Genomic DNA, 20,784 nt, shown 5'->3' with positions numbered 1-20,784 from the left:
ATAGCAGAGTTGCCGACGCCGGCACCGTGGGGTGCACGGCGCCGGCACGACGAGACTCAGGTGGCGGTGGAGAAGCGGTAACCTGCGCCGCGCACGGTCTGCACCATGTTCTCGGCGTTGAATGGCTCCAGCGTCTTGCGCAGGCGGCGGATATGCACGTCGATGGTGCGTTCTTCCACATACACGCTGCCGCCCCACACGTGATCCAGCAGCTGGGCACGGGTGTACACGCGCTCTGGGTGGGTCATGAAGAAGTGCAGCAGACGGTACTCGGTCGGGCCGATCGGCACCGGCTGGTCGTTGGCGAACACGCGGTGGGCGGCGCCATCGATGCGGATCGGGCCCACCGCGACGCTGCCATCCTCGTCGTCTTCGCGGGCGCGGCGCATGACCGCACGGATGCGGGCCAGCAGTTCGCGTGCCGAGAACGGCTTGACCACGTAGTCGTCCACACCGGCTTCGAGGCCGCCGACGCGGTCGTTCTCTTCGCCGCGTGCGGTCAGCATGATGATCGGCACTTCGCGGGTCAGGGTTTCCTTGCGCCAGCGCCGGGCCAGGTCCAGGCCGCTGGTGCCGGGCAGCATCCAGTCGAGCAGGATCAGGTCAGGGACGCGGTCGGCGATGGCGGTCTGGGCCTCGCGGGCGTCACCGGCGTGGACAGGTTCGTAATCGCCCTTGCGAAGGGCGAAGGCGACCATTTCGCGGATCGCGGGCTCGTCATCGACGATCAGGATGCGTTTCTGCACGAGGACACCGTAGGGCTCAGTTACTGGAGTGGTGCCAGTAGACTACGGTTTGATGACATGTTTGTGACTACCTGACCGGCATCTGGCATTGCTGCCATCAGCCGGTCATGCCGCACTCAGCGGCGGTCCAGGTCCGGGTCCTGTATGCCTTGCCGGCGCAGTTCCAGGACGGTGGGCGTGATCGATTCGATCCGCGCATCCACCCGGGCCCGGCCGATGTAGTCCAGGGCAGGGTTGCGCTTGAGTGCCTGCAGCTGCATCAGGGCCTGTTCCGGGCGCCCGCTCAGGAACGCTGCCTCGGCATAGGCTTCACTGGCGCGGACACTGTCACCGGCCAGTTCACTGGCGCGGGCGTAGCGCTGCTGGAAGACCGGATCGTTACTGCTTTGCGACAGCAGTGGGCGCAGCATGGCCTGCGCGCGCTGCCCCGCGGCCTGGCCGCCCTGCTCGTTCAGGATCTCGGCATAGGTCAGGGCCACCGGCCGGCTGTTGGGGTGTTCGTGCAGCAGCTGCTCGAAGCGTGCATTGGCTTGGGTGGATTGGCCGGTGCGCGATTCCGCCTCGGCCAGGGCCAGGGCGACCCACAGGCTGTCCGGGTGGGTCTTCAGCAGGTCGGTCAACGTCTGCCGGGCCTCGCTGGCGCCGCTGCGGCCGCCGCGCATCGTGGCCAGTGCCTGGCCGTAACGCTGAGCGTCGTCCAGGCCATCCTTCTGCCGCCGCGCAAGATCGGCGTACTCGCGTTGCAGTTCGGCCGGGCTGTCGGCGCTGAGTACGCGCAGGCGTTCGCGGGCCCAGTTGAAATCGCCACTGGCGCCACGGCTGAGCTGGCCGACCGGAACCCGCAGCACGCTGCTGGGCAGCAGCGGGTTGATGCCGCGCAGCAGCGGATCGCCCAGGGTCGGGTCGGCAGGATCCACCCGTTCCCTGCGCTCGCCGCCGGGCGTGCGGGTTGTCAGCAGCACCGTGTCCTTCTTCATCTGTTCGGCGCGGGCCTTGGCCTCGCTGATGCGGGTGGTGTTGACCGGGTGGGTGCGCAGGAAGTCGGGAACGCTGTAGCCGCCATCGTTGCCGCGCATCGCCGAGGACATGCGCTCGAAGAAGCCGGCCATCGCGTCCACGTCATAGCCGCTGCGCGACAGCGTGCGGATGCCCAGCCGGTCGGCCTCGGATTCGTTGGAGCGGGTGTAGTCGATCTGCCGTTGCTGCATCAGGCCCATACCCGAGCTGATCGCCGCCATGGTCGCATTGCCCGAGGAGGAGCTGTTGCTGGCCTGGGCGGCGACCACCGCTGCCAGCATGCCCAGCAGGATCGGGATCTGGTCGCGCTGGGCGCGCTCCACCCCGCGCAGCACGTGCTGCTGGGTGACGTGGGCGATTTCGTGCGACAGCACCGCGGCCACCTCGTCCTCGCGTTCGGCCGTCAGCACCAGGCCGGCATTGACGCCGATATAGCCGCCGAGGGTGGCGAAGGCGTTGATCTGGCGGTCCTTCATCACGAAGAACGTGTAGGGCTGGCGCGGCTGGTCGCTGTTGGAGCCAAGGCGGGTGCCCATGGTCTGCAGCCAGTCGTTGACCAGTGGATCGTCCAGCAGGTAGCCGTAGTTGCGCAGCTCGCGCAGCATCATCGCGCCGTACTCGGCCTGGCGGGCCGGGGTCAGCAGTTCGCCCGCCGAGGAGCCGATGTCCGGCAGCTTCTCCTGCGCCTGCGCCAGTGGGGCGGCCAGGGCCAGGGTCAGGGCAGCGGTGAGCAGCAGGGGTCGCAAGCGGTCGGTCCTCGGGCAGGGTCTGTCCAGCGTGGCAGGGCAGGGGGCAACCATTCGTTAATCAATCCACAGTGTTGCGGGCGTGGCGTGGAAATTCCAGCGCACCGGTACCATATATGGACCGTCGATCCATCGTGGAGTTTCCCGTGACAGCCCAGTCCGCCGGCGCTACCCCCGCCATCACCATCTATTCCACCGCCGTCTGCCCGTACTGCGTGGCCGCCAAGAATTTTCTCAAGAGCAAGGGCCAGCAATGGACCGAGGTCCGCATCGACCTGGACCCGGTCGAGCGCGAGAAGATGATGGCCAAGACCCGCCGTACCAGCGTTCCGCAGATTTTCGTGGGCGACGTCCACGTTGGCGGCTACGACGACATGATGGCCCTGCACCGTGAAGGCAAGCTCGAGCCGCTGCTGGCCGGGCAGGGCCAGGCATGAGCGCGGCCGACGACGGCAGCAAGGACCGGATTGCCGAGTTCACCGACTTCCGCAAGCGCATGAACGAACGCATCCTGGGCGAGCCGAACCAGGTGGTGCGCCGCTTCTTCGCGCTGGACACGCAGACCTACCAGGCCGGCGCGCTGGATGTGAAGACCAAGGAACTGCTGGGGCTGGTGGCCTCGATGGTGCTGCGCTGCGACGACTGCATCAGCTACCACGTGGCCCAGTGCAAGGACGCCGGGGTTACCCGTGAGGAGTTCTTCGAGACCTTCTCGGTCGGCCTGGTGGTCGGCGGCTCCATCGTGATCCCGCACCTGCGCCGCGCCGTGGACTTCCTCGACCAGCTGGAAGGCGGCGCCGCCGCCCCGGCCGCGCACGAGCACTGACCCTGACGAACACCGGGAACCGGGACCTTGCGCCCTTCCCGGCACTACCGGCCGCGGGGGGGGGGGGCCTTCCCCGCAATCCAACAGTCCAGGAGCCCCTTCTTGTTGAAGGGGCGCGCCGACAGGCGGGGGTAGAGGAGGAATGCGCGGGCAATTATGCCTTTGCCGGGGTCAGGACCATGGTCTACTTGGGTAGCCGGGCCCGGCTAAGGCATAATTGCGGGTGAAACTTCCTTTGCGCCGGCGTTTCCGGGCACGTCCGGACGGCGTTTTTCCCCCTGTTCGGAACATCGATCAATGACGCAGAAAATTACGGTCATCCGCGGCGACGGCATTGGCCCGGAAATCATGGACGCCACCCTGTTCGTGCTCGACCAGCTCAAGACTGGCCTGGAGTACGAAGACGCCGACGCCGGCCTGGTGGCCCTGGAAAAGCACGGCGACCTGATGCCGGCGGTGACCCTGGAATCGATCGCGCGCAACAAGGTCGCGCTGAAGAGCCCGCTGACCACGCCGGTCGGTGGTGGCTTCACCTCGATCAACGTCAGCCTGCGCCGCCATTTCGACCTGTACGCCAACGTGCGTCCGGCCCACACCTTCCCGAACACCAAGTCGCGTTTCGACAACGTCGACCTGATCACCGTTCGTGAGAACACCGAAGGTGCGTACCTGGCCGAAGGCCAGGAAGTGTCGGCCGACGGCGAGACCGCCTTCTCCGGCACCCGCATCACCCGCAAGGGCTCCGAGCGCATCGTGCGCTACGCCTTCGAGCTGGCCAAGAGCACCGGCCGCAAGAAGGTCACCGCCGTGCACAAGGCCAACATCATCAAGTCGACCTCGGGCCTGTTCCTGAATGTCGCCCGTGAAGTGGCCGCGCAGTACCCGGACATCGAGTTCCAGGAAATGATCGTCGACAACTGCTGCATGCAGCTGGTGATGCGTCCGGAACAGTTCGACGTCATCGTCACCACCAACCTGTTCGGCGACATCATTTCCGACCTGTGCGCCGGTCTGGTCGGTGGCCTGGGCCTGGCCCCGGGTGCCAACATCGGCAAGGACGCGGCGATCTTCGAAGCCGTGCACGGCACCGCGCCGGACATCGCCGGCCAGGGCAAGGCCAATCCGTGCGCGCTGCTGCTGGCTGCCGCGCAGATGCTGGACCATGTCGGCCAGCCGGAAAATGCCGAGCGTCTGCGCAAGGCCATCGTCGCCACGCTGGAAGCCAAGGATTCGCTGACCGGCGACCTCGGCGGCACTGGCAACACGATGGGTTTCGCCCGCGCGATCGCCAGCCGCCTGTAAGGCGCCGGCTGCTGGATGTCGCCGCAGGCGATGTCCATGCAGGACGGTAGTAGGTGCAGACGGGCCGTCCTTGTACGGCCCGTCTGCGTTTCGAGTCGCGCATTTTTCACCGACGGGGTTTTGTTGATGCCTGAAACGGCTGTGTGGATCCTGTCGGCGGCCGCCGTTTACGTTCTGGGTGTGGTCACCTACTTCGTCTTCTACTGGCCCTGGTCCCGTGCGCAGCGCGCGTTGCGCCGGCTGCGGAAACATGGGGCGCCGGTCCGGACCCTGCGGCAGTCCGAGGCGCGGTCGCTGCGCTTGATCGAGTTCCCGGCAGGCGCGCCTGTGTATGTGTTGGAAGGCTTCTGCGCGGAGTTCGTCATCAGGAGCCGGCATCCTCCTGCCCAGCACGTCCATACGCTGGCTGGGGTACCGGTGAAGTACCCGGTGGGCCTGAAGCGTGCCGTGCGCGCAGGCCACAACGCCGCCGAAGTCGTGCTGGGGCGAGACCACGCGATGATCGTGCGTCTCAATGGCGCAAAGCTGACCTCGTAGCCTCGACTCTACAACCAACTGTCTGTGCATGTTCCGCACAGATCATGTTCCCGCACATGGCTGGTTCGTGCGTCCTGTGCTCCGCATCCTGTGTCCACTTTCCATCGCACAGGAGCTCTTGCATGAACTTCACCGCCTTTGGGCTGGCCAGCCTGATCGGCATGGCCGCCGTTGCCCCCGTCGTCGCTGCCGAACCGGCCCATCCCACCATCCGCCACATGGCTGGCGCTCCGACGATCGCCTCCTTGGATGCGGCAAAGACCGCCGTGCTGGTGATCGATTTCCAGAATGAGTACTTCGATGCCAGCGCCGCACCGGGGTTTGCCGGTGGCCGCATGGTCATTCCCGACGGCGTGGCCGCGCTGCGCCAGGCGCGCCGCGTGGTCGACTTCGCCGATGCCCACGGCATCCGCGTGATCCATGTGCAGCATGTGCTGCCGGCCGGCGCGCCGCTGTTCGCGCAGGGCAGCGTCAATGCCGCCTTCCACCGTGACATGCAGCCGCGCAAGGGCGAAGCCGTGGTGCAGAAGGACAACGTCAGCGTGTTCGCGGGCGCTTCGGCAGCGGTATTGGACAAGGCGCTGCAGGATGCCGGTATCGATACCCTGATCGTCACCGGCCTGCAGACCCATGCCTGCGTTGCCGGTGCTGCACGCGATGCCGCTGCGGCGCCGCGCGGCTACCGGGTGATCGTGGCCTCCGATGCCGTTGCCAGCCGTGATCTGGACCTGGCCAATGGCCAGACGATCGGTCATCGGGCGCTGCATGAGGCATCGCTGGCACAGATCGACGATGTCTTTGGCGATGTCATGACCACCGATGCGCTGCTTGCATTGCCGGTGCACAAGGCTGCCGATGGTGCTTGATAAGCTGGCGGGGTCCGCACCCAGCGGGTCCCGCCAACCGGAGTTGCCCGCCGATGGATCATTTCGTTGCCCTGCGTGCATTGCGTGCGATCGTCGATGCTGGCAGCTTCACCGCAGCCGCTGAGCGCCTGGGCACCACCCATTCGGCGATATCGCGGCAACTGCGGCAACTGGAGGAGCACCTGCAGGTGCGCTTGCTGGATCGCAACAGCCGGCGCCTGTCGCTGACCGAAGCCGGACGCGACTACCATCGGGAGGCGGTAGCGTTGCTTGATCGCCTGGATGCCGCCGACGACCGCGCACGCGCCGGTCAGGCGCAGCCCAGCGGTCGATTGCGGATCAGCGTGCCGCAGGTGGTCGCCAGCCAGGAGCTGCCGCACTGGTTGCCTTCGTTCCTGCAGCGCTACCCCCAGGTGGCGCTGGATCTGTCCGCCGACGATCAACTCGTCGACGTGGTCGGGGGCGGGTTCGATCTCGCCCTGCGCATCGCGCCTGCGCTGCCGGACAGTCAGCTGGTCGCTCGGGAGCTTGCGCGTTGTCCGCGCATTCTCGTCGCCGCACCCGCCTATCTCGCGCGCCAGGGATTGCCGAGGCAGGTGGCTGATCTGCAGCGGCACGCCTTGCTGGCATTCAGCCCGACCGCAGCGACCGTGCCGTGGCAACTGCACGGGCCGAAAGGCGTCATCGCTGCAGTCGAGGCCGGTCAACGTCTGCGTGTGGATGCGACACCGGCGTTGTACGCCGCCACACTGGCGGGCCTGGGCATCACCCTGTTCACCGCACTTACCGTGCAGGAGGATCTGCGCAGTGGTCGCCTGATCCGCGTGCTGCCCCACTGGCACGGCGGCCCACGCTGCTATTTCGCGCTGTACCCACATGCACGCGCGCTGGCGCCGAAAGTGCGCGCGCTGGTCGATCACCTGGCCGCCCACTACGCTGCACCATCGGGTGCGGCAGAGTAGTTGCACGACAGCGGCGAGGAGCGGGGATGGAGTCGGTGTATCTGCTGGTTGCATTGGGCGCCGTTGTCGCTGGCTTCGTGCAGGGGCTGTCGGGGTTCGCGTTCGGCATGGTCGCGATGTCGTTCTGGGCGTGGGGGCTGGATCCTCGGCTCGCGGCAACGTTGTCGGTGTTCGGTGCGCTGGTCGGCCAGTTGCTGGCGGTGTTCACCGTTCGCCGTGGCTTCAACCTGCGCCTGCTGCTGCCGTTCGTGCTCGGTGGCCTGGCGGGCATTCCGCTGGGGGTGCTGGTGCTGCCGCAGCTGGACATGGTCTGGTTCAAGGCGTTGCTGGGAGGATTCCTCGCGCTGTGGTGCCCTGTGATGTTGATGGCGCGTTCGCTGCCGCCTGTCACCGTGGGTGGTCGTTTTGGCGATGCATTGGCCGGCATGGCCGGGGGCGTGCTCAGCGGCATCGGTGGTTTCGCCGGGCCGGTACCGACGTTGTGGAGCACGCTGCGCGGCTTCGGCAAGGACGCGCAGCGCGCGGTCATCCAGAACTTCAACCTGGCGATGCTGGCGGTGACCATGGCCATCTATGTCGGCACCGGCATGGTCACCCGGCAGATGCTGCCGTACTTCGCCATCGTCGCGCCGGCGATGCTGCTGCCAACGCTGCTGGGGGCGAAGCTGTACATCGGCATCAGTGAGGCGCGTTTCCGGCAGATCGTCCTCGGCCTGTTGACGGCTTCCGGCGTTGCCATGCTGGCCTCGTCGTTGCCGTTGCTGCTGTCCCGTGGGGCGGCGGGGTGAGGGCTCAGGCGGGGCGCGGCATGCGGAAGCGTTGCTCGGCGCTGATCCGGAAATAGTCGGCCGGTCCGCCGCCGCGCAGGATGGTGTCGCTCGCGGCAGTGTCGTAGACACCGTCGACGAGCAGTCGCGTATCGATATGCACCGCGACCACTTCTCCCAGGACCAGCCAGCCATTGGTGTCGCTACCGGCTGCATCGCGCAGGCGCACGATCTGTGTGCAGCGGCATTCCATGCTCACCGGGCTCTGCGCCACACGCGGCGGCGCAACCTGCTCCGAGGGCAGTGGCGTCAGCCCTGCCAATGCGAACTCGTCCACGTCAGGCGCGACTGCGCGGCAGCTTTCGTTCATGGCTTGGGCCAGATCGAACGTGGCGAGGTTCCAGACGAACTCACCCGTGGCTTCGATGTTGCGCAGCGAGTCTTTGCGCCCCTGGCTGGAGAAACCAATGATCGGTGGGGTGTAGTTGAAGGCGTTGAAGAAGCTGTAGGGCGCCAGGTTCAGAGTGCCTTCGCTGTCGCGGCTGGAAATCCAGCCGATCGGGCGCGGGCCGATGATGGCGTTGAAGGGATCGTGTGGCAGGCGATGGCCCTCGGCCGGGCGGTAGCTGTGGACGCGGGGAGGGAGGGTGTCTGTCATGGGGCGTGTTTGCGGGGGGGGCGAGCGTGCTCGACGCTACAAAAAAGGCCGCGATCCAGACGGACCGCGGCCTTGTCGTTTACGGCATGGTCTGGATCAGCGTTGCTGGATCTTCGACAGCAGGCGCAGGAATTCCACATACAGCCAGACCAGGGTCACCATCAGGCCGAATGCGCCATACCATTCCATGTACTTCGGCGCGCGCTGGGCCACGCCGGTTTCGATGAAGTCGAAATCCAGCACCAGGTTCAGAGCGGCCACGACCACCACGAACAGGCTGAAGGCGATGCCGAGCCAGCTGGCGTCATGGATCACCGGCACGTTGATGTTGAAGAAGCCCAGCACGAACGACGCCAGGTACAGCAGGGCGATGCCGCCAGTGGCGGCGACCACGCCGAGCTTGAAGTTCTCGGTGGCCTTGATCAAGCCGCTGCGGTAGGCGAACAGCAGCGCGAACAAGGTGCCGAAGGTCAGCAGCACCGCCTGGAACACGATGCCCGGGAACTTCATGTTGAACACGGCCGAGATGGCGCCCAGGAACAGGCCCTCCACCAGTGCATAGAGCGGCGCGGTGACCGGCGACCATTCCTTCTTGAAGACGGTGATCAGGGCCAGCACCAGGCCGCCGATCGCGCCGCCCATGGCGTACAGCTTGGCGCCGGCCATCACCTGGCCGTAGTCGTCCACGGTCTGGTTCCAGGCGAACGCTGCGGTCAGTACGGTCAGCAGCAGCAGGAAGCCGGTTTTGTTGACGGTGCCATTGAGGGTCATGACCTGGCCGGGGCTGGTTACCACCGAGCCACTGGCCAGATCGAGGAAGGTCGACTCGGAAAGAGCCGGGTTGCCGCTGCGCATGCGAGGTCTCCGTGCGAAAAGGGGGCGATTCGGCCATCCGGCCGATGGATGCGAGCATAGCCGATGGCTGCGTAAGCTGTGGTCATGGTGACGTGGGGCGGGGATTGCGCGTTGACAGTTCGCAGGGCGCTTGGCCACAATGGTCAGCTCCCCGGGTTCACGCCCGAGGGGATTGCAACACCGGGGTATAGCGCAGTCTGGTAGCGCGCCTGCTTTGGGAGCAGGATGTCGGGGGTTCGAATCCCTCTACCCCGACCAATCCACATCACGTCGGATTGGACGCCGTTCCGGTTCGGGCGCCCGTAGCTCAACTGGATAGAGCACCGGCCTTCTAAGCCGGCGGTTACAGGTTCGATTCCTGTCGGGCGCGCCATTGGTGCGACACCGGAACGCAACTGGCAGATGTGAAGAAGTGCTTGCAAAACCCGGGCGACTCCACCAGAATGTCGGACTCGCTTCGGCGGACCGGAACTTCGGTGACAGTCCTCGGGCAACGTATCAAGCCTCAGCGTCGGCGGTATAGGCGGTGAAGCGAAAGTTTCAGTGGTGGCTGTAGCTCAGTTGGTTAGAGTACCGGATTGTGATTCCGGTGGTCGGGGGTTCGAATCCCCTCAGCCACCCCACTGATTCAACCGCATCGGCAGCGCCGAAACGGTATTGCAATAAACAGAGTGCACGCTACAATGTGCGTCTGAGTTTCAAGGGCTGTTAGCTCAGTTGGTAGAGCAGTTGACTCTTAATCAATAGGTCCAAGGTTCGAATCCTTGACAGCCCACCAAGACAGAAGCCATCGGGTCAGCCCGGTGGTTTTTTTCTTCAGATGTAACCCTTCGCGATGGATCGCCGGTTGCAGTGCTTGTTTCAGCGAGGTTGAAGAAAGTACTTGCAACACCCCCGCGGATCGGGTGATAATTCGCCCCCCGATTTCGGGCTGTTAGCTCAGTTGGTAGAGCAGTTGACTCTTAATCAATAGGTCCAAGGTTCGAATCCTTGACAGCCCACCAGACGAAAGCCACTTGGTCCGCCAAGTGGCTTTTTTCTTTATGTCTCCACTGGCGTGGAGCCGGCTGGAGGATAGCCCCCTTGAGTCAAGGGGGCGCGGCGAAGCCGGGGGGATGTGGGTGTTGGTGAGAGGGGCCCGCGCGATGCGCAGCGGCGCGTGGGGCGGCAGCGCGAATGCGCAGCCGCGTCCCCAAGGTTCGAATCCTTGACAGCCCACCAGACGAAAGCCACTTGGTCCGCCAAGTGGCTTTTTTCTTGCCTGCGGCAGCGTCGGTGGATCCCCGTCATGGAGTGGGTGCCGAACGCATTGATGTGTTCATCCGCGCGCGGCGTGGATCTACTGAAGCACAGCTGAAATCAGCGTCAAATGCGTCATCGGCATGTTCAATGCTGTGAGCTGCTTCTCACCGGTTGCCGGCCGCATCGCTCCCAATAGGTGTTCCGCGCCGAAGGCGCATGCATGAGGAGTGCTTCGATGGCAGTCAACAAAAGCGTGGGCGTGATCCTGTCCAGCGCGGTGCTGATCGCCCTGTCTGGCTGCAGGGCTGACGACACCGCCACTGCCGGGGGCGCGCCTGACCACGCGCAGACGGTGGAGCGCGCTGCGGATGTCGAGCATGTCCCCGCGCAACCGGTCGACGTGGCGACGGCCATGCGTCCGGCCCAGGCGACGGGGCAGGGGGTGCCGGCGGATGCGGTTGAAATGAGGCGCTCCGAAGACGGCTCGACGCTTGAGATCCGCAAGCGTGATGCGGGGCTGGACGGTGACGTTGCGGTGTCGGAGCCGGCACAGCCCGCGCAGTGATCCGATGGTCCGGGGCGGCCGCCGCCGCCCGGGCCGCTTCTGCCAGTCATCTGGCGTATTCAGTTTTGTGGAAGCCTTCCGCTTTCCGCCCCCGCCTGCAACAATGAACACCTGAGCCGGCCACGCGAAAGTGGCGGAATTGGTAGACGCCCTGGATTTAGGTTCCAGTGCCGCAAGGCGTGGGGGTTCGAGTCCCCCCTTTCGCACCAGGCCGGCTCGTCCCCCGCCCAGTCGGGCATCCCGCGTCAACCCCTGCGCCCGGCCATGCTGGCGGCGCCGCCCGAATTGGGCGAAACTAAAGGGCTGCGGCAAGCAGGCGCGTCATCGACGTCGTGTCCTTACAACCGTTTCATCCATCATCGAGCCGGGGGCCAGGGCGCCACCGGTGGCAGGAGTCAACATGCAAGCTTCGATCGAAACCATCGGCAACCTGGAACGCCGCCTGAGCTTCTCGCTGCCGGAAGACCGTCTGCAGAGCCACATCAACGGCCGCCTGGGCGAAATCGCCCGCACCACCCGCATCAAGGGTTTCCGTCCGGGCAAAGTGCCGGCCAAGGTGATCGAGCAGCGCTTCGGCGCGCAGGTCCGTGGCGAGGCGCTGGACGGCCTGCTGCGTGAAACCTTCGACGCCGCCGTGCGTGAGCACGACCTGCGCATCGTCGGCAGCCCGCGCATCGACAAGGGCGACGAGGGCGAGTTCTCCTTCGTGGCCACCGTCGAAGTGGTGCCGGACTTCGGTGACATCGACGTCAGCAAGCTGACCGTCGTGCGCCACACCGCCGAGATCACCGACGCCGACATCGACCAGATGATCGAAAACCTGCAGACCCAGCGTCGCAGCTGGTCGCCGGTCACCCGTGCCGCACAGGACGGCGACCTGGTCGCACTGGAAACCTGGTCGCAGGCCGGTGACGAGCGCCTGCCGGCCGAAGGCACCGAGAAGGGCAGCATCGTGCTCGGTCAGGGCATGATGTTCGAGACCATCGAGCAGGGCCTGGTCGGCATGGCCAAGGACGAAGAGAAGACCTTGGACGTCGCGTTCCCGGCTGACTGGCGCGTGCCGGCGCTGGCGGGCAAGACCGTGCAGGTCACCGTCAAGGTCACCGACGTCTCCGAGCCGGTCGTGCCGGCGGTCGACGAAGTCTTCATCAAGAGCTTCGGCGTGAAGGGCGGCGACGTCGAGCAGTTCCGCAGCGACATCCGCGCCAACCTCGAGCGCGAGCTGAAGGGCGCGCTGATGAATCGCCTGCGTCGTGAAGTCGGCGAGCAGCTGATCGCCGCCTACGCTTCGGTGGAAATGCCGCCGCGCCTGGTCGAGAACGAAGCCCGCGCCATGCTGGCCCAGCAGGTCGAGCAGATCCGCCGCAGCGGCCGCAACCCGGGCGAAATCCCGGCCGACGCCCACGAAGGCTTCAAGGACGCGGCGGCCAAGCGCGTGCTGGTCGGCCTGGTGGTCGGCGAAGTGGCCCGCAGCAACGACCTGCGCCTGGAGCCGAAGCGTCTGAATGAAACGATGCGTCTGATCGCGTCGACCTACGAAGAGCCGGAGCAGGTCATTGAGATGTACCGCAACGACCCCCAGCTCATGTCTGGCCTGCAGAACCGCGTGATGGAAGAGCAGGTGATCGACTGGATCGCCGAGCGCGCCCAGCACACTGAAGAAAAGCTGTCGTTCCAGGACGCGATCCGCCAGTAATCCCTGGCGGATTGCCGGATACCCCGCGTCAGCCCTGGCGCGGGGGTGTTTCCCCCCAAGATAGGTACCTCACGAAATGGACAACCGAACCAAAGCCCTGAACATGGTTCCCATGGTGGTCGAGCAGACCAGCCGCGGCGAGCGTGCCTACGACATCTATTCGCGCCTGTTGAAGGAGCGCCTGATCTTCCTGGTTGGCCCGATCGACGATCACATGGCCAACGTGGTGGTGGCGCAGTTGCTGTTCCTGGAAGCGGAAAACCCGGAAAAGGACATCAGCATCTACATCAACTCGCCGGGTGGCGTGGTCACCGCCGGCATGGCGATCTACGACACCATGCAGTACATCAAGCCGGACGTGAGCACCATCTGCGTCGGCCAGGCCGCCTCGATGGGCGCGCTGCTGCTGGCTTCCGGCGCGGCCGGCAAGCGCTATGCGCTGCCGAATTCGCGCGTGATGATCCACCAGCCGCTGGGTGGTTTCCAGGGCCAGGCCACCGACATCGACATCCACGCACGCGAGATCCTGACCCTGCGTGCGCGTCTGAACGAGGTGCTGGCCAAGCACACCGGCCAGTCGCTGGAGACCATCGCGCGTGATACCGAGCGCGACAACTTCAAGAGCGCGGTCGATGCGGTCGCCTACGGCCTGGTCGACCAGGTGCTGGAGCGTCGTCCGGAAGAGTCGATCCAGGCCGGCTGACCGGCATCCACGGGGCCATGGCAGGCCCCGTTCCTGCAGGGTCGGGTGGACTGATGTCCTTCCGGCCCTGTGTTATTCTCGAATCGAACCCCCGTTCAGCGGGTGGCGTAACTGGGTAAGCGAAGCATGAGCGAAGACCGCCAAGGTCGTTCCACGGACACCGGCAAGATCCTCTACTGCTCTTTCTGCGGCAAGAGCCAGCATGAAGTGCGCAAGCTGATTGCCGGTCCGAGCGTGTTCATCTGCGATGAGTGCGTGGAGCTGTGCAACGACATCATCCGTGAAGAGCTTGAGGAAAAGGCGCAGTCGGCGCGCAGTTCGCTGCCCAAGCCGCGCGAGATCCTCGAGGTGCTCGACCAGTACGTGATCGGCCAGAACCGTGCGAAGCGGACCTTGGCCGTGGCCGTGTACAACCACTACAAGCGCATCGAGAGCCGCCAGAAGAACGACGAAGTCGAGCTGGCGAAGTCGAACATCCTGCTGGTCGGTCCGACCGGTTCGGGCAAGACCCTGCTGGCCGAGACCCTGGCCCGCCTGCTCAACGTGCCGTTCACCATGGCCGACGCCACCACGCTGACCGAAGCCGGTTACGTGGGCGAGGACGTGGAGAACATCATCCAGAAACTGCTGCAGAAGTGCGATTACGACGTCGAGAAGGCGCAGCAGGGCATCGTCTACATCGATGAAATCGACAAGATCTCGCGCAAGAGCGAGAACCCGTCGATCACCCGCGATGTGTCCGGCGAAGGCGTGCAGCAGGCCCTGTTGAAGCTGATCGAAGGCACCGTGGCCAGCGTTCCGCCGCAGGGTGGGCGCAAGCATCCGCAGCAGGAATTCCTGCAGGTGGACACCAAGAACATCCTGTTCATCTGCGGCGGCGCGTTCGCTGGGCTGGACAAGGTGATCCAGCAGCGTTCCAACGACGCCGGCGGCATCGGTTTCGGCGCCAAGGTGAAGAGCAGCGAGCGCAAGCAGGAAGTGGGCAAGGTGCTGGCCGAAGTCGAGCCGGAAGACCTGATCAAGTTCGGCCTGATTCCCGAGTTCGTGGGCCGCCTGCCGGTGGTCGCGACCCTGGAGGAACTGGACGAGCCGGCCCTGATCCGCATCCTGACCGAGCCGAAGAACGCCATCACCAAGCAGTTCAAGAAGCTGTTCGAGATGGAGAACGTCGAGCTGGAGTTCCGTCCGGACGCGTTGTCGGCCATCGCCAAGAAGGCGCTCAAGCGCAAGACCGGTGCCCGTGGCCTGCGTACCATCGTCGAATCGGTCCTGCTGGACACCATGTATGACCTGCCGTCGCAGGAAAACGTCAGCAAGGTTGTCGTGGATGAATCGGTGATCGAGCACAAGTCCGAGCCGTACCTGATCTACCAGGCCCCGCCAGCCCCTGAACAGAAGGCCGCGGGCGCCGAGTGATTCTTTCAACTTGTTGAATAGAAAGAATTTTCTCCGAACGCCTTGCATCTGAAAGCCGATGGCCCCATAACGGGGCCATCGGCTTTTTTTGTCTCCGGAAGATGCCCTCCCGGAGACGGTTTTCCCCTTCCCTGGAGCCCCCATGGCCCGTTCCCCAAGTGAGACCCTCGACCTGCCGGTCCTGCCGCTGCGCGACGTAGTGGTATTCCCGCACATGGTCATCCCGCTGTTTGTCGGCCGCGACAAGTCCATGCATGCGCTGGAACAGGCGATGGAAGCGGACAAGCGCATCCTGCTGCTGGCGCAGAAGTCGGCCGAAACCGACGATCCGCAGGCCGCCGACCTCTACCAGGTCGGTACCCTGGCGCAGGTACTGCAGCTGCTGAAGCTGCCCGACGGCACCATCAAGGTGCTGGTCGAAGGCCTGTCGCGCGTGCAGGTGACCAGCGTCAGCGAACGTGATGGATCGCTGCACGGCCAGGCCGTGGAAATCGAGGCCGCCGACGCGCGCGAGCCGCGCGAGATCGAGGCCATCGCCCGCTCGCTGATGTCGTTGTTCGAGCAGTACGTCAAGACCAACCGCAAGCTGCCGCCGGAGCTGTTGCAGACCCTGGCCGGCATCGATGAGCCGACGCGCCTGGCCGATACCATTGCCGCGCATATCAGCGTGCGCTTGTCGGACAAGCAGCGCCTGCTGGAAACGCTGGCCGTGGGCGAGCGCCTGGAGATGCTGGTCGGTCTGGTCGACGGCGAGATCGACGTGCAGCAGATGGAAAAGCGCATCCGCGGCCGCGTGAAGTCGCAGATGGAAAAGAGCCAGCGCGAGTACTACCTCAACGAACAGATGAAGGCCATCCAGAAGGAACTGGGTGATCTGGACGACGCGCCGGGCGAACTGGAAGAACTGGCGCGCAAGATCGCCGAAGCGGGCATGCCCAAGCCGGTGGAGACCAAGGCGCGCAACGAGCTCAACAAGCTCAAGCAGATGTCGCCGATGTCCGCCGAAGCGGCGGTCGTGCGCAACTACCTGGAGTGGCTGCTGGGCGTGCCGTGGAAGAAGCGCAGCAAGGTGCGCAAGGACCTGAAAGCCGCGCAGGACACCCTCGATGCCGATCACTACGGCCTGGAGAAGGTCAAGGAACGCATCCTTGAGTACCTGGCGGTGCAGTCGCGGGTGAAGCAGATGAAGGGCCCGATCCTGTGCCTGGTCGGGCCGCCGGGCGTGGGCAAGACCTCGCTGGGGCAGTCCATCGCCAAGGCCACCAACCGCAAGTTCGTGCGCATGTCGCTGGGCGGCGTGCGCGACGAAGCCGAGATCCGTGGCCACCGTCGTACCTATGTCGGTTCGATGCCGGGCCGCATCGTGCAGAACCTCAACAAGGTCGGCAGCAAGAACCCGCTGTTCGTGCTGGACGAGATCGACAAGATGTCGATGGACTTCCGCGGCGATCCGTCCTCGGCGCTGCTGGAAGTGCTCGACCCCGAGCAGAACAACGCCTTCAACGACCACTACCTGGAAGTGGACCTGGACCTGTCCGAAGTGATGTTCGTGGCCACGTCCAATTCGCTCAACATTCCGGGCCCGCTGCTGGACCGCATGGAAGTGATCCGCATCCCCGGTTACACCGAGGATGAGAAGCTCAACATCGCCACCCGCTACCTGTCGCCCAAGCAGATCAAGGCCAGCGGCCTGAAGCCGGAAGAGCTGGAGATCGGCAGCGATGCGATCCAGGACATCGTGCGTTACTACACGCGCGAATCCGGCGTGCGCAACCTGGAACGCGAGATTGCCAAGATCTGCCGCAAGGTGGTGAAGGAAATCGCACTGGGTGGGCCGCAGCCGGTGGCGAAGGCGAAGAAGGGCGCGCGCAGGACCAAGGCGCTGGTGAGCGTGTCGAGCAAGAACCTGGACAAGTACCTGGGCGTGCGTCGCTTCGATTTCGGCCGTGCCGAAGAAGAGAACGAGATCGGTCTGGTCACGGGTCTGGCCTGGACCGAAGTCGGTGGCGATCTGCTGCAGATCGAATCGACGCTGGTACCGGGCAAGGGCCAGCTGATCCTGACCGGCCAGCTCGGCAACGTGATGAAGGAGTCGGCGTCGGCGGCGTTGTCGGTGGTGCGTTCGCGCGCGGTCGGCTTCGGTATCGATCCGGAGTTCCTGCAGAAGCATGACGTGCATCTGCACGTACCCGATGGTGCGACGCCGAAGGATGGCCCCAGTGCCGGTGCGGCGATGGTGACTTCGCTGGTGTCGATGCTGACCAAGGTGGCGGTGCGTGCCGATGTGGCGATGACCGGCGAAATCACCCTGCGTGGTCGCGTCACCGCGATCGGCGGCCTGAAGGAGAAGTTGCTGGCTGCGCTGCGCGGCGGAATCCGCACGGTCATCATCCCCGAAGAGAACCGCAAGGATCTTGCCGACATTCCGGCCAACGTCACCCGCGATCTGGAGATCGTGCCGGTGAAGTACATCGAGCAAGTGCTCGATCTGGCGCTGGAACGTCCGCTGGCACCGAAGAAGACGCGCAAGAGTGCGCAGCGCGTCACGGTGCGCAGCAAGGCCAAACCGAGTGGAAACGCGCGCGTCAAGCATTGATGCGTCCTGTCGAAATGCTTGAAACCCGCGTCGTTGCTGGCTTTCCAGCTTGCGTGGGGGTAGGGCCGCTGGTATAAAAGCAGCACTCGCGAATGAGTGACCGCAGTCAGCGCTCACTGAATTCGGCGAACCGTTTCCACATGGCAACCGCATGCAGACGTCGTGCGGTTGCTTCCCTGTCGAATACGCGGAACCCACCGCCAAAGGAGTTGTACAGAATGAACAAGACCGAATTGATCGATGCCGTTGCTGAAGCCGCCGACCTGACCAAGGCCGAGTCCAGCCGCGCTGTCGATGCCGTCGTTGCTGCCGTCACCAAGGCGCTGAAGGACGGCGATGCGGTCACCCTGGTTGGCTTCGGTACCTTCCAGGTCCGCGACCGTGCCGCCCGCACCGGCCGCAACCCGAAGACCGGCGACACCATCAAGATCGCTGCTTCGAAGAATCCGTCGTTCAAGGCTGGTAAGGCCCTGAAGGATGCTGTAAACTAAGCGGCTCGCTGGGGTGCTTAGCTCAGCGGTAGAGCGTCTCCTTTACACGGAGAGGGTCGGGGGTTCGAAACCCTCAGCACCCACCACAGCACCGCGGTAAGTTTGAAATGTGGAGCGGTAGTTCAGCTGGTTAGAATGCTGGCCTGTCACGCCGGAGGTCGCGGGTTCGAGTCCCGTCCGCTCCGCCAATTTCAACGAGGCCCCCGGCCGAAAAGCTGGGGGCCTTGTTTTCTCTCCAACCATCCGGTTGCAGAGAAAACAAAGAGGTCTGCAATACGGAGCGGTAGTTCAGCTGGTTAGAATGCTGGCCTGTCACGCCGGAGGTCGCGGGTTCGAGTCCCGTCCGCTCCGCCATTGCAAAACTCTTAAATCCTCGTGAAAAAACTTTGAAAAAAGTGTTCAGCGGGGTAGGTTTTCAGGAAGTCTTCGGATATACTGAGCGCCTGCAAAGTTTCAAGCGCGGAGCGGTAGTTCAGCTGGTTAGAATGCTGGCCTGTCACGCCGGAGGTCGCGGGTTCGAGTCCCGTCCGCTCCGCCAACTCTAAGAGCCCTCGACGCAAGTCGGGGGCTTTTTCTTTGTGCCGTTTTCATCATTTGATGCACGCGATCGTGTCGACCGCCGGGGTCGGGAGGCGCCAGGCCCCACCGGCACTGCTTTTGGTCCACGCCGCGAAGCGGGTTACACTGCCGGGCTCGCCTATCAAGCCTTGTGATTCCTCACCATGCTGCAGAAACTCCGCGACAAGACCTCAGGCTGGATCGTCACTGTGATCCTGGGGCTGCTGATGATTCCGTTCCTGTTCGTGATCGACAACAGCTACCTCGGTGGCGTCGGCGCACAGAACGTAGCCAAGGTTTCGGCGCCGCCGACCTGGTGGCGCTCGGCACCGTCCTGGTGGCCGGTGCGCATGATGTGGCAGCACCATGAGATCAGTGCACAGGACTTCCGCACCCGTTTCGAGCAGGAGCGCATGCGCGAACGCCAGCAGCAGGGCGAGAACTTCGACCCGCGCGCGTTCGAAAGCACCGAGAACAAGCTGGCCGTGCTCGACCAGTTGATCGACGAGCAGGTCGTGCGCCTGGTTGGTGAGCAGGCCGGTGTCGTGATTGGCGACGGTGCTGTCCGCGAATACATCACCACCATTCCGGGCTTCCTGGGTGCCGATGGCAAGTTCAGCGAGAGCAACTACCGCCTGGCCCTGGCCGGTGGCAATCCGCCGCGCACGCCGACCCAGTTCCAGGAGCTGGTGCGTGAGAGCCTGCAGCAGTCGGTGATCCCGTCGGGCCTGCAGAATTCCGGCTTTGTCACCCAGGCCGAGACCGAGCGCCTGTTGAAGCTGCTGGGCGAGACCCGTGACGTGGAACTGGCCGCGCTGCCGGAAGTCCCGGCCGATACCGCGCCGGTGACCGATGCGCAGATCAAGCAGTGGTACGACAGCCATGGCAAGGATTTCCGCCAGGCCGAATCGGTGTCGCTGGAATATGTCGAGCTCAATGGTGCGAATCTGCCGGCGCCGACCGCGGCCGACGAAGCGACCCTGCGCAAGCGCTACGACGACGAGAAGGCCAAGTTCACCACGCCGGAACAGCGCCAGGCGGCGCACATCCTGATCACTGGCGACGGTGCGGAAGCCAAGGCTGCCAAGCTGGCTGTGGAAGCAAAGGCGGCAGGTGCCGACTTTGCCGCGCTGGCCAAGGCGAACTCGGAAGATCCCGGTTCCAAGGCGCAGGGCGGTGACCTGGGTTGGGTGGAACGCGGCGCGATGGTCAAGCCGTTTGAAGACGCGTTGTTTGGTGCCAAGGCGGGTGAAGTGATCGGCCCGGTCAAGACCGACTTCGGCTATCACATCATCAAGGTCGCGGCGGTTCGTGGTGGCCAGGGCAAGTCGTTCGAAGAAGTGCGTGACACCTTGGCTGCCGAGCAGCTGAAGGCCGACGGCGAGCGCGGCTTCAACGATCTGGCAGGCCGCCTGGTCGATGCCATCAACAAGAGCCCGAGCGATCTGGCCGCAGCGGCCAAGGACGTCGGTCTGTCGATGCAGACGCTGGGCCCGATCACCCGTACGTCCGCCACCGGCATTGCCGCTGATCCGGCCGTACTGCGTGCTGCCTTCTCCGACGTCCTGGTGCAGGACGGTACCGCCAGCGATCCGATCGCCCTGGGTGGCAGCAGCAACCACAGCGTGGTGATCCGCGTAGCCGCGCATACCCCGGAGCAGGCGATGCCGTTGGACAAGGCCCGCGAGCAGGTGATCGCCGCGATCCGTGCCGATCGTCAGCGCCAGGCCGGTGACAAGGCCGCTGATGCCCTGCTGGCCAAGCTGAAGGCGGGCGCGACCCTGCAGTCGCTGGCCGCCAGCGAGAAGCTGCAGCTGAGCCCGATGCCGGGCCTGCCGCGCAGCCAGCCGGTGCCGACCCCGGAAATCAACCGCGCAATCTTCAGCGCGCCGATGCCGGCCGAAGGCAAGCCGAGCTACGGCAAGGTCGATGTCAACGGCCATGCGCTGGTCTTCGCGGTGAACAAGGTCAACCCGGGCGACATCAAGGAAGTGACCGCCGAGCAGCAGAAGCAGTTGAAGGACCAGCTGAGCCAGATCGACGGCATGGCTGCGGCCAAGGCCTACATCGACGCGATGCGCAAGCGCTTCCTGGTGCAGACCACCGAAGCGAACCTGTAAGCCCGCTGGCGAGCAGGAACGAAAAGGCCCGGCACAGCCGGGCCTTTTTTGTTGTCGCAACCTCGATCAAACCGTGACCCGAGCAATGAGTGCCGACCAAGGTCGGCCGCTACCA

General features: G+C 64.7%; 18 protein-coding genes and 10 tRNA genes. 24 read left to right on the top strand and 4 right to left on the bottom strand.

Going from position 1 to position 20,784, the window contains the following annotated elements; translation table 11 throughout:
* Positions 1 to 56 precede the first annotated feature (56 nt).
* Complete coding sequence (gene phoB / locus HUT07_RS15240) at positions 57 to 746, bottom strand: phosphate regulon transcriptional regulator PhoB (RefSeq protein ID WP_005408258.1); 690 nt, start codon at positions 744 to 746, stop codon at positions 57 to 59.
* Between the two features lie 116 nt (positions 747 to 862).
* A complete protein-coding gene (locus tag HUT07_RS15235; protein ID WP_176021626.1) occupies positions 863 to 2,563 on the bottom strand; it encodes a M48 family metalloprotease in 1,701 nt (566 codons plus the stop codon).
* Between the two features lie 92 nt (positions 2,564 to 2,655).
* Between HUT07_RS15235 and grxC the strand changes: the two genes are divergently transcribed.
* From grxC to HUT07_RS15200, 7 genes are all read left to right on the top strand, one after another.
* On the top strand, positions 2,656 to 2,946 hold the full coding sequence (gene grxC, locus HUT07_RS15230; RefSeq protein WP_025878124.1) for a glutaredoxin 3: 291 nt from the start codon (positions 2,656 to 2,658) through the stop codon (positions 2,944 to 2,946).
* Complete coding sequence (locus tag HUT07_RS15225) at positions 2,943 to 3,335, top strand: carboxymuconolactone decarboxylase family protein (RefSeq protein ID WP_005408260.1); 393 nt, start codon at positions 2,943 to 2,945, stop codon at positions 3,333 to 3,335. The genes grxC and HUT07_RS15225 overlap by 4 nt, the downstream gene beginning before the upstream one ends.
* Positions 3,336 to 3,632: 297 nt before the next feature.
* Positions 3,633 to 4,637, top strand: a complete 1,005-nt coding sequence (locus HUT07_RS15220; RefSeq protein WP_176021625.1) for an isocitrate dehydrogenase — start codon at positions 3,633 to 3,635, stop codon at positions 4,635 to 4,637.
* 141 nt (positions 4,638 to 4,778) lie between these two features.
* Entirely contained in the window at positions 4,779 to 5,174 is a 396-nt protein-coding gene (locus HUT07_RS15215; RefSeq protein WP_176021624.1) for a hypothetical protein, read from the top strand.
* A 122-nt stretch (positions 5,175 to 5,296) separates the two neighbouring features.
* Entirely contained in the window at positions 5,297 to 6,040 is a 744-nt protein-coding gene (locus tag HUT07_RS15210) for a cysteine hydrolase (RefSeq protein WP_176021623.1), read from the top strand.
* A 53-nt stretch (positions 6,041 to 6,093) separates the two neighbouring features.
* Positions 6,094 to 7,002 (top strand): LysR family transcriptional regulator, encoded by a 909-nt coding sequence (locus tag HUT07_RS15205; RefSeq protein ID WP_176021622.1) that lies wholly within the window; start codon positions 6,094 to 6,096, stop codon positions 7,000 to 7,002.
* Between the two features lie 26 nt (positions 7,003 to 7,028).
* Positions 7,029 to 7,790, top strand: a complete 762-nt coding sequence (locus tag HUT07_RS15200; protein ID WP_176021621.1) for a sulfite exporter TauE/SafE family protein — start codon at positions 7,029 to 7,031, stop codon at positions 7,788 to 7,790.
* A gap of 4 nt (positions 7,791 to 7,794) precedes the next feature.
* On the opposite strand, the gene HUT07_RS15195 is transcribed toward HUT07_RS15200, so the two are convergent.
* Positions 7,795 to 8,427 (bottom strand): flavin reductase family protein, encoded by a 633-nt coding sequence (locus tag HUT07_RS15195; RefSeq protein WP_176021620.1) that lies wholly within the window; start codon positions 8,425 to 8,427, stop codon positions 7,795 to 7,797.
* Positions 8,428 to 8,523: 96 nt separating this feature from the next.
* Entirely contained in the window at positions 8,524 to 9,282 is a 759-nt protein-coding gene (locus HUT07_RS15190; RefSeq protein ID WP_176021619.1) for a Bax inhibitor-1/YccA family protein, read from the bottom strand.
* 181 nt (positions 9,283 to 9,463) lie between these two features.
* Between HUT07_RS15190 and HUT07_RS15185 the strand changes: the two genes are divergently transcribed.
* The 17 genes from HUT07_RS15185 (at position 9,464) to HUT07_RS15105 (ending at position 20,669) form a co-directional block, all read left to right on the top strand.
* Positions 9,464 to 9,540, top strand: a tRNA-Pro gene (locus HUT07_RS15185).
* Between the two features lie 38 nt (positions 9,541 to 9,578).
* Positions 9,579 to 9,655, top strand: a tRNA-Arg gene (locus tag HUT07_RS15180).
* A 173-nt stretch (positions 9,656 to 9,828) separates the two neighbouring features.
* A tRNA-His gene (locus tag HUT07_RS15175) sits at positions 9,829 to 9,905 on the top strand.
* A 79-nt stretch (positions 9,906 to 9,984) separates the two neighbouring features.
* A tRNA-Lys gene (locus HUT07_RS15170) sits at positions 9,985 to 10,060 on the top strand.
* 150 nt (positions 10,061 to 10,210) lie between these two features.
* Positions 10,211 to 10,286 (top strand) — tRNA-Lys (locus tag HUT07_RS15165).
* Between the two features lie 473 nt (positions 10,287 to 10,759).
* Positions 10,760 to 11,089, top strand: a complete 330-nt coding sequence (locus tag HUT07_RS15160; protein WP_176021618.1) for a hypothetical protein — start codon at positions 10,760 to 10,762, stop codon at positions 11,087 to 11,089.
* A gap of 124 nt (positions 11,090 to 11,213) precedes the next feature.
* Positions 11,214 to 11,298, top strand: a tRNA-Leu gene (locus HUT07_RS15155).
* A gap of 191 nt (positions 11,299 to 11,489) precedes the next feature.
* Positions 11,490 to 12,785: a trigger factor gene (gene tig / locus HUT07_RS15150; protein WP_176021617.1), complete on the top strand. Its 1,296-nt coding sequence runs from the start codon at positions 11,490 to 11,492 to the stop codon at positions 12,783 to 12,785.
* Positions 12,786 to 12,861: 76 nt separating this feature from the next.
* Positions 12,862 to 13,488, top strand: a complete 627-nt coding sequence (gene clpP / locus HUT07_RS15145) for an ATP-dependent Clp endopeptidase proteolytic subunit ClpP (protein ID WP_025878142.1) — start codon at positions 12,862 to 12,864, stop codon at positions 13,486 to 13,488.
* A gap of 126 nt (positions 13,489 to 13,614) precedes the next feature.
* Complete coding sequence (clpX, locus tag HUT07_RS15140) at positions 13,615 to 14,904, top strand: ATP-dependent Clp protease ATP-binding subunit ClpX (RefSeq protein WP_176021616.1); 1,290 nt, start codon at positions 13,615 to 13,617, stop codon at positions 14,902 to 14,904.
* A 142-nt stretch (positions 14,905 to 15,046) separates the two neighbouring features.
* Positions 15,047 to 17,500: an endopeptidase La gene (gene lon / locus HUT07_RS15135; RefSeq protein WP_176021615.1), complete on the top strand. Its 2,454-nt coding sequence runs from the start codon at positions 15,047 to 15,049 to the stop codon at positions 17,498 to 17,500.
* 218 nt (positions 17,501 to 17,718) lie between these two features.
* Positions 17,719 to 17,991 carry an HU family DNA-binding protein gene (locus tag HUT07_RS15130; protein ID WP_004146343.1) on the top strand — a complete coding sequence of 91 codons (273 nt, stop codon included), beginning with the start codon at positions 17,719 to 17,721 and terminating at the stop codon, positions 17,989 to 17,991.
* An 11-nt stretch (positions 17,992 to 18,002) separates the two neighbouring features.
* Positions 18,003 to 18,077, top strand: a tRNA-Val gene (locus HUT07_RS15125).
* A gap of 25 nt (positions 18,078 to 18,102) precedes the next feature.
* Positions 18,103 to 18,179 (top strand) — tRNA-Asp (locus HUT07_RS15120).
* Between the two features lie 89 nt (positions 18,180 to 18,268).
* A tRNA-Asp gene (locus tag HUT07_RS15115) sits at positions 18,269 to 18,345 on the top strand.
* Between the two features lie 107 nt (positions 18,346 to 18,452).
* Positions 18,453 to 18,529 (top strand) — tRNA-Asp (locus HUT07_RS15110).
* A 184-nt stretch (positions 18,530 to 18,713) separates the two neighbouring features.
* Positions 18,714 to 20,669, top strand: a complete 1,956-nt coding sequence (locus HUT07_RS15105) for a peptidyl-prolyl cis-trans isomerase (RefSeq protein ID WP_176021614.1) — start codon at positions 18,714 to 18,716, stop codon at positions 20,667 to 20,669.
* Positions 20,670 to 20,784 lie beyond the last annotated feature (115 nt).

The organism is Stenotrophomonas sp. NA06056, from assembly GCF_013364355.1.
Classification (GTDB): domain Bacteria; phylum Pseudomonadota; class Gammaproteobacteria; order Xanthomonadales; family Xanthomonadaceae; genus Stenotrophomonas.
Note: the sequence above shows the minus strand (reverse complement) of the source record. Positions and strands in the feature narration are given on the sequence as shown.

Coding starts and splice junctions, on each gene's coding strand:
- lon (WP_176021615.1), top strand. CDS start 15,047: ATGGCCCGTTCCCCAAGTGAGACCCTCGACCTGCCGGTCCTGCCGCTG.
- HUT07_RS15160 (WP_176021618.1), top strand. CDS start 10,760: ATGGCAGTCAACAAAAGCGTGGGCGTGATCCTGTCCAGCGCGGTGCTG.
- tig (WP_176021617.1), top strand. CDS start 11,490: ATGCAAGCTTCGATCGAAACCATCGGCAACCTGGAACGCCGCCTGAGC.
- HUT07_RS15235 (WP_176021626.1), bottom strand. CDS start 2,563: ATGGTTGCCCCCTGCCCTGCCACGCTGGACAGACCCTGCCCGAGGACC.
- HUT07_RS15225 (WP_005408260.1), top strand. CDS start 2,943: ATGAGCGCGGCCGACGACGGCAGCAAGGACCGGATTGCCGAGTTCACC.
- clpX (WP_176021616.1), top strand. CDS start 13,615: ATGAGCGAAGACCGCCAAGGTCGTTCCACGGACACCGGCAAGATCCTC.
- HUT07_RS15210 (WP_176021623.1), top strand. CDS start 5,297: ATGAACTTCACCGCCTTTGGGCTGGCCAGCCTGATCGGCATGGCCGCC.
- HUT07_RS15205 (WP_176021622.1), top strand. CDS start 6,094: ATGGATCATTTCGTTGCCCTGCGTGCATTGCGTGCGATCGTCGATGCT.
- clpP (WP_025878142.1), top strand. CDS start 12,862: ATGGACAACCGAACCAAAGCCCTGAACATGGTTCCCATGGTGGTCGAG.
- HUT07_RS15220 (WP_176021625.1), top strand. CDS start 3,633: ATGACGCAGAAAATTACGGTCATCCGCGGCGACGGCATTGGCCCGGAA.
- HUT07_RS15190 (WP_176021619.1), bottom strand. CDS start 9,282: ATGCGCAGCGGCAACCCGGCTCTTTCCGAGTCGACCTTCCTCGATCTG.
- HUT07_RS15105 (WP_176021614.1), top strand. CDS start 18,714: ATGCTGCAGAAACTCCGCGACAAGACCTCAGGCTGGATCGTCACTGTG.
- HUT07_RS15130 (WP_004146343.1), top strand. CDS start 17,719: ATGAACAAGACCGAATTGATCGATGCCGTTGCTGAAGCCGCCGACCTG.
- HUT07_RS15200 (WP_176021621.1), top strand. CDS start 7,029: ATGGAGTCGGTGTATCTGCTGGTTGCATTGGGCGCCGTTGTCGCTGGC.
- HUT07_RS15195 (WP_176021620.1), bottom strand. CDS start 8,427: ATGACAGACACCCTCCCTCCCCGCGTCCACAGCTACCGCCCGGCCGAG.